We start from the raw sequence: 11096 nt of genomic DNA, 5'->3' as shown, positions 1-11096 counted from the left end.
CATGACCGCTGAGACATAATCAAGGGTGGGTCAAATCTCGGTGAAAATACCGGGTCACTTCTCAGCGAAAATCAACACTTTGAAGAAAGCGAGACGCAAAAACAATCAGCGGCAGGGGAACAGGAAAGCTCGGAAAGGCCAGGCGAGGCAGATGCACAAGCTGTGCAGCGTGAGATAGAGGATAGTGCGCGCACGGCTGCGGCAGCGGAGGAAAAAGCTGCAAAAATCGCTTGGGTACAAGACGAAGTCGAAAAAATGGAGGCGTTGCCGGGCACGCCTGCCGAACAGTACCTGCTCAAGGAGCGGAGGTTGGAAGGGATAGATCTCGAGCATGACAGCTTGCGGTACGCGTCGGAATTCCGATGCAGACCAGAAGGTAGAAAGTCCAAGGCTCTTGTAGCCGTCGTGACTGACGCCGGTGGAAAAATCGTTGGCATGCAGGGCACGCTCTTGCAGTCGAACGGGCGCTCCAAGCGCGACGAGAAAGGTAAAAAGACCAAACTGAGCGCTGGCTATATCGGCGACGGTGCAGTTCGGATCAAAAACAAACTGGGTACAGGCACGATTGCCATCGCCGAAGGCCTTGAAACTGGATTGACTCGGCTGTTGGCTGGGCCAGCAGAGATCAGGGTCTGCCTCGGATCCATCCGACCCGAAACTGCGCAAGTGAAGGCCGGTCGCGTCGAAGTCATTGCGGACAGCGATAAAGCTCAGGAGTGCCGTCAGATCGCGCGTGAATTGGCGGCAGACAATCCGCATGCACGTGTCCATGTGGTCACGGTACCTGCCAGCCTTGGTGAAAAGGCCGATCTGAACGATCTGCTGCAGGATATGGGAAGCCGGGCTGTGGCTGCTGCAGTAGACGATGCCGACCGCGTCTTTGCGCGGCAACGCAGGGCTAACGTAGAACAGCTGGTCCGCGGCAGCGATGAAGAGATTGCCGACCGTGTATTGGAGACCCAGGAAGATCTCTTCGGTCGCATTGTCATCACGGAAGGCACTGTTTGGATATTCGATGGCAAGCTTTGGACCGCACTTAATGACAACCGGCTCACACGAGCTATCGCTCGTTTCGACGGTGCGACTTATCCGACGCCATCAAACGGCATTGGCGAGGTCAAAATTACGTCAAGCAAGGCCAAGAGCGTCGAGGCGTTGCTGATGTCGAAACGGGAGGACGATGGTTTTTTTGATGACGCGCCTACTGGGATTACCTGTGACAGCGGGTTTATTGTGTTTGATCACGACGCGGATGAGCGTCGTTTCAAGGTATTGGTCTTCGACAATGCATATTCCGAGGAGCAGGCTGACGAAGGTCTGGCTGATCGCATTATCGAGAACGAGGCAGATCTCCTTCTGCATCTCGTTGTCGAAGCTGCTACTGGGCTGTTGTCAACGCGACGGATGGCTGATCCTGCCACCTCAGGTATCGCCAAAGAGGCGTGGATGAAGGATGCGGATCGGGTCCGTGCGTGGTCGGCGGAGAGACTGTCTATAAGGGCAAACAGCGTCGTCACTGTCGCCGATCTCTACCTGGACTTTCGCCAATGGTGCGCCGCCGAAGGCGTCTCTGAAAGCCGCATTCCTGCGCGAAACAGTTTCGCCCGCCGCTTGCGGCAGGTCGAACCCCGTCTCGTACCCGGACCCAATAGTGCAGGCGCGCGGTTCGAGAATGCCGCGCTCAAACCGGTATGCTGAATATGGAGCTTCGAACCAAAAAGCTGAAGGCATCACGATTGCAGACCTCCTGCAGACGGACGTGCGATAATTCTTCCCAATCTCCCCCGCGCCAGTCTGGGGCTGGGAAGTTGGGAGGTTCTTTGCCCTGTCCGTATCTAAGGGACCCCGTCGCCACGGCGGCAGTGGTGGGGCAGTTCAGCTGTTTTACGGCACTGCAAGGCAACGTTCATCTGAACGACGCGCCAACCACGTATTCAAATTCCACCGCTCAGCACCAAAGGAGCACAGCATGAGTGACAATAGAAAAACTGCGAGACAAGAAGCGAGCAAACAGCCGTGCGTTGTCATCGATCGAGATCCGGATGGAAACGATTTTGTCTACGCTGACAGTGGTGTAGTCGTCTTTAGCCGAAGCGCCCATATCCCACAGGATCCGCTGTACCGCTATACGCCGCTTCCGATCCCGGGTGGCTGGCTCGATCAGCCTGTGGGCTTTCTGGGTGACGGTTCTGACGCGGAGAACCGTTTACATATCATCGCAGACGCACTTGAACGGCGTAAAAAAGGCGCGGCAGAGTAAGATTTCACTCATTGCTCTGCCCGCGGCATTTGGCTCAGAACAGACCTTCGCCGAATTTTGACCGGTGTCTGCAATGCCGCGCTTGGCGTATGCGCTGCGCTGACGATCATACAGTATTGGGTGAACAAAGGTAGGGAAGCCCTCGTACATCCGGCCCTCGACCACTTGGGCAGGTTCGAAGGGTGGGTGGCGCTGTTCCATTGCCATTCCCACCCGAGCGCCAAACCGGTCGTCGGTGAAAACCACAGCCGCACGGCGGGCGATCTCAGCCATCGGTAACCACCCGAAGTTCAACCACTTTGGCCGATTTCTAGCTCCGGTTTGCAACATTCTCTGCAACAAACCACCACATTAATGCTTTGGCTAACGTCTTGCCGGGCCAGTGGGATTGCCCATGCCCCTATCTTATGGCGCTAGTGCTAGCAAAAGCGTTCGACAGGCGATCGCCTCAGACGCGAATTCGTCGCTGGACGAAGGCTTCGATCTGGGCTTCGAGATCACCGGGCAGGAAATAGTTTTCCGGTAGGGTGCGGTTCATCAGAGTCTGGTGTCACCGCTCGATCTTGCCCTGCGTTTGAGGATGATAACGTAGGCCGTCAAGTCGAGCTTCGTGGTTGCGAGCACTCCGTCAATTCTAACTTGGCGATTTTAGTTGAATATGATCAGAGTCATAGCCATTTCAGTTAGGCGCAAGCATTGTAAAGACATGACCACGATGAAACGCGCCGGTCCGGTGTAAGCAATGGGAAGGCTAGGAACTCCCAAGTTTCGGTGTTGGGCATGGTCGCCATAGTTTGACGAATTGCCTTGCCAGGCACTGAATAGACAGAGGGAAACCGAGCGTTGTTGATCGAATCGACAAAATTGGCGCAGTCTGCCGAAAATGGATCCCCACCGGGGTTCACGCGCATGTTGCTGGTCGATACAAACATATTTCGCGGCGCGGTGGCGGATATACCGCTAGATGGCAATGTCCTTGTGACCGGTACCAACGCCGCCGGGAAGACTTCTGTTATCCAGGCGCTACCGCTCGCCTTTGGTCTCTCTCCTCAGAAGCTTTCCCGAAAAGCCCAGGACAAAAGCTTCTTCGGGCACTACCTGCCGCGCACAACCTCGTTTGTCGCGTTTGAATATCGCAACCGGAACGCTGATCTCCGCTCAGTGATCATGCACCTCGCGTCATCGGATGAAAAAATGGTCTACCGTTTTGTCCGATCGCCGCTCTATGAGAACATGTTCGTCACCAATGACGGGCAATTTGTCGAATACAAGGAATTGGCAAGCCACCTGCGCGATAGCGGTTACACAATCACGCCTCGGCAAGTCAGCACAATAATCGAATACCAGACGATCATCCAGGGTCTCAAGATAGAGGGAAGCAGCAAACGCGATCTCGCTCAGATGCAGGCCGAGTATTCCCTGGCCGCGCCCCGCACGCCTCTCCGAAACGCGGAAAACGTCCTTTTCTCGATGCTGAAAAAAGACGGCAGTTTGCGCGCGCTCGAGGAAATGATTGCCGAACAGGTGCTTGAAGGGGAACAACGGATCAAGCTCGGCGGTAAGCGTGAAAACCTCGCCAGTTGGCCAAATCGATTCCGTGCCTACCGGGACGTAATGTCCCAGAAGGATAAAGTCGACGCACTCGTGTCCCAAAGTACCCTCCTGGAGCACGCCCGGTCCCGCAAACGCACAGCGCTTGCGGAAATGAAAGGCATGCTCGAGGAGCTCCACGGCCAGTGCACAAATCTGGATCGGATGATTGCCGCGCAGCAGGAGAAAATGCGCGAGGAAGAAGAGGCGCACGACCAAAAGAAAGTGGAGCTCGATACCCGCCTCAGGAACGCGGCAATCGAGCTTAATACAATCCAGAACGAACTCGAGCGGATCGAGAACATACATCGCGACATGCGCAGAGACGGCATCGAAGAGAAGGCCGCAGATTTCGATCTTATCCATGAACTTGAAAACCAAGCGCGACAAGTGGCCGAACGCCTAAACGCCTTGAAAAGTGAACACTCAGAGCTGAACAGCCGCTACGACACCCTGAAGGAACAGGAGCGAGACAACGCAGATACGGAACTTGCGAAGGTCACCGAAGAGCGCAACGTCTTCGAAGCGTCACGGCGCACAAAGCGGACCGCGGCCGACAAACGCCGTCATTCGTCGCGCGCTTATATTGAGGTCCAGTACGGCCCACAACTTGAAGAGGCCGATAAGAGCTTAACATCTGCTGCCGCGGAAGTCGGTGCAGCCCGAGAAGCTAAAAAAAACCCGCAGGTCTCTCGGGAGATCCTAGAGAAGGAACAGAGGGCGCGCACCATACTTGAAGAGGCCCAGTCAGCTCTCAACGCGGCTCGGCAAAAAAAGGAACCGCTCTTAAAAGCGCTAGACAAGGCGGCACAGGCAGAACGACAAGCCGATGCCGAGATCGAGAAACACAGAAACATTAGGATCCGCCTTGAGAAAGAGCATGAGCGCCTCGAGGCATCTAAATCTCCCTCTGATGGCACCTTTCTTGCTTTCTTGAGAAACCAATACCCGGATTGGGGCGACACCATCGGGCGTGTCGTCAACGAAGATCTGCTCACTCGATCTGACCTAGCTCCGACCTGGATTCCAGAAGGCAAGAGACATAGCCTGTTTGGTCTCGATCTCGACCTGAGTGATCTCACGCCTTTGGCGGCCTCCGACATCCGCCAGATCCAGGCGGCCATTGAGAGATGCACGGCCGACACCAACGAAGCTACGGTTGAAATCGTACAATTCCAAAAGGCGCGCGACGCTGCGGGTTCTGAACTCAGGGCTGTACGCCGGGAGATCAACAGACATGAATCTCAAATCAATATACTTGAGAGTAAGGTAAGAGGCGCGAAAACTGACATCGTCGCCATCCAGGACGCGATCGAGCGGGCGAAAGAAGACGCCCGGACGCTGGCCCGCGCGCGTTTTGATAGTTCCGTAGCCGAAGAGAACGACGCCAGAGTCACAAAGGCCAATGTAGCAAAAACCCGCCAAGGGGAGCTTGATCGGTGCGACGCGACCTATCAATCGGAAATGGAGACGATCGAGGCGGAGGACAGCCAAGTGAAGGCGGTGCTCCAGGCGAGAGAAAGGGACATCCGAGATAAGCGTGACAAGGCCCTGGACGATCTCGATCGGGAACGGAAAAAGGCTCTGAGCGCCAAAGGGATTGATCCGGCGACACTTGAAGGCCTTGAACGGCAATCAAAAGAGTTGAAGTCACGCGCCCGTGGGATCCGCAATACAGAAGACGACGTTTTGCGTTGGCGCGCATTCCTGAAAGATGATTGGTCTCGCGTCCAGGATCTGCGCGCCGAATTGGAACGACACAAGATTTCGGTAGCCGGGGTCACAGAGGAGTTGAACACTCTCACAAAGACCTGGCGCCTTCGTCTCGCCAAACTCAGATCAGAGTTGGAGGCAAGCGAAAAAAAACTGAAAACCGTTCGCGATGATTCAGGAAAAATCGAAAACCGCCTCAGGGGCTACCATGACGAAATCATTGAAGCCCGGCAGGGGACCCGCGCGCTCGACGCACTCTTTTCAGCCCTCAACGATGCGGAACGCGATCTCATTCGGCTCGAGAACGAGATCCGCCGGGGAGTGAAGGAGGTGGTGCGCGTCTTCAAGGCCGAACCAGGAAGCCCTCCTGAACAGCATCTTGCAACGCGCATGGAGAGCTTTGATACGGCAATGGAAGGGCCAAGCTGGCTACCAGCGTTGGTTGAATGGTTTGAAATTCTCCATGAACAGCATCGTGATAGCTTGCGCAACGATGCCCATGCGCATGCCGACGAGTTTAAGAACAAGTACCACGTCCTGAAGCGTCTTCATAAAGGTGTTCAGGAAAAGAACCGCACCCTGCAAAGCAGCCTTGCGCGGAACAATGCGGTCGACATCGTCGAGGAGATCCGCATCGAAATTGAATCGGGCATACTAGAGCTTGATTTCATCCCGGCCCTGGCACGCATCTCTGAATTGCACGAGGCATGGATGCGGTCAGGCGACGACCTTCCGCCCGATGCCTTTACAGATGCCTTGAGTAATCTCCTGGATTACTGGAGCAGCGACGACGGGATTACAGCTGATTTGCGCCAGCAAATAAGGCTGCGCGGATACGTGGTCGAAAACGGGATCAAGCGCGAATTCCATGCCTCGACCGATCTTGCAGATGTCTCCTCAAACGGTGTGTCCTACCTAATTTTGACGACGATCCTCGTGGGATTCGTCAACATGGTACGCGGCAAGGAACCAACCCAGATGGTCTGGGCGCTGGACGAGCTTGGCAATATCGACGGCAAAAACGTTCGCGGCCTTCTCACCATGCTCAATGAAAACGGGATCAAGCTGGTCTCGGCGACCCCTAATGCGGATGCGTCAGTGCGGGAGCGCTTCGAGCATAGACTCAGGATTATCAAGGACGTCAACCATGGACCCCGTCTGATGGAAGTGCGGGGAGCTGCCAAGCCGTCCCATACTCTGAGATGGTCGCGTGATCATGCGGTACAGCCTGGCCATCCCGATAGGTCCTCTGAAGACAAACCACAAACAGAGCCTGTTCTTCGGGCCCAAGGGGGGACGTAAATGTTTTCCGATGCCATCAATGCGCTCATCGATGGGCACATCATTTGCCGAGTGACCAAACCGGACCTGTTTGATTACCTTGCGGAGAAGAGCCATCGTGACAGGGTCTCGTCATACCTTCAGCAAATCGGCTGGCGAGTCGTTTCGACCCATAACCAATCGGGATATTTCCTGGTGCCACATCGTCCCGGAGAAGACACCAAATCTGCGCTAAACAGCATGCACAAGAAAATCATGGGCGACGTGCGCCCGATGATTGAATTTCTGACCTTGTGCCTGGCTGCCACCCAGAGTGACAGCGTGCTGCGTCCCGGCGATCATATACCGGAGACGAAATTTGCGGCCCTTATTGACGAAAGCGCAAAGCGTCGCACGGATCTTCAGAGCCTCTATGCGCGCCTTATTCGAGGCGGCGGAAAAACCAACACTACGGAGATGCTTAGGGCCGTTCTGCGTGCGTTGGAGCAACGGGGCTACCTTGTGGAGCACGGACCTTCCCGAGAGCTTTTTGTAGCCACGGGCATGGTGGATGCCTTCCACGACCTTGTCGACTTCCTGGTCGAAAACACGCCGGGCGCGGAAGAAACCCTTGATGAGCCCGAAGTCCAAGGAGCGCTCCTATGACCGCTCTCACGGATATCCCACGGTTTCTGAGCCTCCTGTCACGCAATGCCGATGTAATCGAGGCCACCTATCACGACCAATCTGTCTTGAAGACCGAGGAAAATGAAGCCGCCATTCGGTTATTGCACAAAGAACGTGTCCTTTCGCCACGAGAAGACGGTCATTATGGCCTGACCAGGGCGCTCCGAGATGTTCTCGATGACCTGACCCAGCGCCAAAAGCGCTTTGCTATTAAGGGTAACATTGGCGAAGAAATCGACCGTATGGAGAAGCTCCTGACCGAGCTCGAAGCAGCTGCGGTTGAAGGGCGTCATGAAGACATCGACCGCAACAGCGCAGACCTGATCCAAAGCCTCTACGATGTGCGCGAACTGATCGATGCTGATCTTCTCCAGTTCGACCAGGTGATGACGAGCAGGTTTTCGGATGTGAAAACCATCGACGAGAAGATGCGCCAGAACCAGCACTACCTCGATCGGGCGGATCGGTTGCGCAAAGCACTCAACCGTCTCAACCGCACCGAAGCCCATGAAAGGTTCAGCCGCCGCGACATCAGTTCCGCAGGTCATGTCTACCAGAACGTGATCTCTGGACGCATGGAAGCTTGGACCACCAGCCTACTTGAAATCTCCGATGTCTTTGCAAGCTACATGTTCTCGTTTCGGGAAATCGAGACACATACGCGCAAGATCCGGGCATTTGCAAAATTCCTCAATGAAGGAGGCGAGCCAGATCTTGAACAGATCGCACTCGACCGACCGCTCTGTAACGCTCTCATGCGAAAGCCCCCACCGGGGGCAAAGGGCTGGCTCGACATTTATTCCGAGCGCGGGAGGCGAACGCTGGCGGTCTATTGCGAGGACCTCAAGCCGATCGAAGAACGTACAAAAACGGAGCGCGAAGCTGGGCAACGAGTGATCCTCGACAGCGAACCGAAAACCGATGATATCGTCGCCGCTGAAGAATTGGCCCTTACCTATCTTCTGAATCATGTCGACAAGGCAGGCGACTGGGTTTCGGTTCATGCTTGGAGTGCTGAGCGCGACGATATTCGCCCCGAGGTCTTCATGGAGCAAGTGATCAGCTGGATCACTACCGAGGAAGACGAACAACTCTACCAGATTGTCTTCGATCTCGATGCTGGTCTTTCCCCCAAGACCGCAAACCAGCGCCTTGAGGATATCCGCCTATGTCGCGCAGCCTAATCAAATCAGCGCTGCGCGCCCTTGCCGCGACTGGAAGTTATGCGGCAAGCAGTGAACTCCTTGCGTATATTGAAGAAAACAACATCTCCGTCACTAGATCCGGAAAGTCCATCGTGCTCGGATCGCTGTCCCGAGAAAAACTCAAACGCTGCATGGAGCGCGATCACAAAGTGCCTCCCGGCACTACCGAAGATGCCTTGGAAGGTCTAACGCGCACCGAAGCGCTGTCCTTCAGTACTAACGAGAAAGTTAGCAGAGAAGCGGTGCGGTCTTTGCGCGTGGCGGTGAAAGCGTTGCATGAAAGTCCTGTCATGATGGGCAAGAGCGAGCATGTTCTGCCGCCCGGGATCAATCTCGACGTTGGTATCGATGCAGCATCACTGTTTGCGCGGCATGCCTGCGCCGTCCAGGTGGAAAACTGGGAGGCTTTTGAACGAATTCATGCCTTGAATTTTCCTATTCCTGAGCAGCTGACCTCGGCGCTTGTTGTCTATCGTGGTCAACCAGGCGGGTATCCCATCGGTGCGGCCAGACGGTTTCTGGAGGCCTTGGAAAAACCAATCTACGTCTTCCCCGATCTCGATCCGGCCGGGCTCCGTATTGCACTCGAGACGCCGGGCTTTGCGGGCCTGCTCCTGCCACCCATTCCCGAGATCGAGGCTATGTTTGCGGAAGGGCGCGGACTATCAGAACGCTATCTTAGCCAACTGTCTGGGAGCGAACGGATTTTGGATGCAACGGTCCATCCCGATGTCAGGCAGACCTGGAATGTCCTAAAGCGATTTGGTCAGGGAATCCCGCAAGAGTGGCTGGTTCAATCACCCTTTGTTCGCTAACCCTTCCTGGGTTCGGTCTGCGTGTGTCACCAGCCGGTCGTAAGACGTGGTTCTGCTCGACACGCGTCAATCGTCGCATTCGTCGCTTGACGATAAGGACTTACCTTGCTTACGACAAGCGCGGGCACCCAAAACTCATAAAGCACTTCTGAAGCACCTAAAAGATGATGTGGCATACAATCTGATCATTCGAAAAGCGAAAGTTCAGCAACTAGAACGGCGTGGGCAACTGCTTGTATCCCAACTCTTCGAGGCTCTTTTGTCTGATCCCGAAGCCTTGATACCGTCTGAATCGTGGGCCGACGGAGATACAGATAGTAGTAAAGAACGTCGCGTCTGCGACTACGTTGCGGGGATGACTGATGCCTACGCGGAACGGCTTTACAAGAGGCTATTTCAACCTGGATTTGGCAGTAGTGGCGACGAACTTTGACCGAAACACACACCACCGCTGATATCCATCAGGAAAAGGTTTTTGTGGAACAAATCGTCTCCTGCCTAACCTCGTAGCAATGATACATCGAATGAACTGAACGGTTCTGTTTTTGGATCATCATCAGCAAACTAGGCGTCGTTCGTAAGGTATTTTCCGACTATAAGACAAAGCTATAGAAGTAGAAATTCGAGCTCGAAAAGAACTGTTTGGAGAAAAGTGGATTGTTCAACGTCCCTCGGAAATTGTGGTTTGATATGCGAAATGGAGAGCGCGTGCGCATCAGCGATAGCCAGCTTTCGGATCGCCTGGAGTCTTTGGTTGTGTTGGGCGAACCCGGTATGGGGAAAACCCAACTCTTGAAAGTTCTGGCTGAATCTAGCGTCGCCAAGTTTTGCACAGCCCGACAGCTGATCAACAGACCATCACCTCAGCCCCTTATCGGTGACGCCTCTATCCTTATCATTGATGCCCTTGATGAAGTCTCGGCCCGAAATGAAGGAGACGCAGTTGATCTGGTCCTTCAGAAACTGGGGATGCTGAATTATCCACGTTTTATTCTCTCGTGTCGTGTAGCTGACTGGCAAGCCGCCACATCAGTGGCAGCTTTTCAGGAGCAGTATGATCAGGCCCCTCTGCAGTTGCACCTCGAACCGCTGACAGCTGAGGATCAAATTGCCATACTTGCACAAAGTGTGAGTGAAGCGCGCGCGAACGAGCTATTCCAACATTTTGAAAAACATGGTTTGGATTTTCTTGGCAATCCTCAGACTTTACAGTTGATTGCTCGACTGCCAGTTGATTCTCCGCTGCCCGAGACCAGCGGCCCGCTCTTCGAATTGGCTATCGAAAAGCTTCGCGTCGAACACAGAGATGGCGCAGGTAAGTCTGAGCTTCCACGCGAGGTCATCATGGATGCCGCGGGGGCCGCTTTCGCAACATTGATACTGAGTGGTAGCACCACAATAAAAAGAACGGCGCAGGCGAATTTGTCTGAAGGTGAACTCCCGTTCACAGAGATCAACGAAATTTCTGGCGGCAACCTCACACAGGCGACAGGGGAATCGCGTTTGGAACTGAAGGCGTGAACGGTCACTCTTGCCTGTGAGGGCGAGATGGATTCTGAAGTGGGG

The 11096-nt window shown here is 54.7% G+C and carries 8 protein-coding genes; 7 read left to right on the top strand and 1 reads right to left on the bottom strand.

Features of this window, described 5'->3' with window-relative positions; all coding sequences use genetic code 11:
• Window positions 1-162 precede the first annotated feature (162 nt).
• Window positions 163-1698 (top strand): DUF7146 domain-containing protein, encoded by a 1536-nt coding sequence (locus LC354_RS23570; protein WP_223428426.1) that lies wholly within the window; start codon window positions 163-165, stop codon window positions 1696-1698.
• A gap of 508 nt (window positions 1699-2206) precedes the next feature.
• On the opposite strand, the gene LC354_RS23565 is transcribed toward LC354_RS23570, so the two are convergent.
• Window positions 2207-2533, bottom strand: a complete 327-nt coding sequence (locus LC354_RS23565; protein ID WP_223428425.1) for a hypothetical protein — start codon at window positions 2531-2533, stop codon at window positions 2207-2209.
• A 573-nt stretch (window positions 2534-3106) separates the two neighbouring features.
• On the opposite strand from LC354_RS23565, the gene LC354_RS23560 reads away from it, so the two are divergent.
• The 6 genes from LC354_RS23560 to LC354_RS23535 all read left to right on the top strand — a co-directional run bounded on the left by LC354_RS23560 (window position 3107) and on the right by LC354_RS23535 (window position 11051).
• The gene (locus LC354_RS23560) at window positions 3107-6865 is read left to right on the top strand and encodes an ATP-binding protein (protein ID WP_223428424.1); all 3759 of its coding nucleotides are present in this window, start codon (window positions 3107-3109) and stop codon (window positions 6863-6865) included.
• Window positions 6866-7489, top strand: coding sequence for a DUF4194 domain-containing protein (locus LC354_RS23555; protein WP_223428423.1), 624 nt, complete (start codon window positions 6866-6868; stop codon window positions 7487-7489).
• Window positions 7486-8694 (top strand): hypothetical protein, encoded by a 1209-nt coding sequence (locus LC354_RS23550; protein WP_223428422.1) that lies wholly within the window; start codon window positions 7486-7488, stop codon window positions 8692-8694. The genes LC354_RS23555 and LC354_RS23550 overlap by 4 nt, the downstream gene beginning before the upstream one ends.
• Window positions 8679-9530 carry a DUF7281 domain-containing protein gene (locus LC354_RS23545; RefSeq protein WP_223428421.1) on the top strand — a complete coding sequence of 284 codons (852 nt, stop codon included), beginning with the start codon at window positions 8679-8681 and terminating at the stop codon, window positions 9528-9530. The genes LC354_RS23550 and LC354_RS23545 overlap by 16 nt, the downstream gene beginning before the upstream one ends.
• Before the next feature lie 46 nt (window positions 9531-9576).
• Window positions 9577-9963, top strand: a complete 387-nt coding sequence (locus LC354_RS28160) for a hypothetical protein (RefSeq protein WP_223428420.1) — start codon at window positions 9577-9579, stop codon at window positions 9961-9963.
• Window positions 9964-10238: 275 nt separating this feature from the next.
• The gene (locus LC354_RS23535) at window positions 10239-11051 is read left to right on the top strand and encodes a hypothetical protein (RefSeq protein WP_223428419.1); all 813 of its coding nucleotides are present in this window, start codon (window positions 10239-10241) and stop codon (window positions 11049-11051) included.
• The last annotated feature ends 45 nt before the right edge of the window (window positions 11052-11096 follow it).

The sequence above is a fragment of the Tateyamaria pelophila genome (assembly GCF_019966495.1).
Lineage (GTDB): Bacteria > Pseudomonadota > Alphaproteobacteria > Rhodobacterales > Rhodobacteraceae > Tateyamaria > Tateyamaria pelophila.
This window is presented reverse-complemented; position numbering and strand designations above follow the sequence as displayed.

Excerpts from the sequence above, each read along its gene's own strand:
- LC354_RS23550 (WP_223428422.1), top strand. The coding sequence starts at position 7,486 with ATGACCGCTCTCACGGATATCCCACGGTTTCTGAGCCTCCTGTCACGC.
- LC354_RS23555 (WP_223428423.1), top strand. The coding sequence starts at position 6,866 with ATGTTTTCCGATGCCATCAATGCGCTCATCGATGGGCACATCATTTGC.
- LC354_RS23545 (WP_223428421.1), top strand. The coding sequence starts at position 8,679 with ATGTCGCGCAGCCTAATCAAATCAGCGCTGCGCGCCCTTGCCGCGACT.
- LC354_RS23565 (WP_223428425.1), bottom strand. The coding sequence starts at position 2,533 with ATGGCTGAGATCGCCCGCCGTGCGGCTGTGGTTTTCACCGACGACCGG.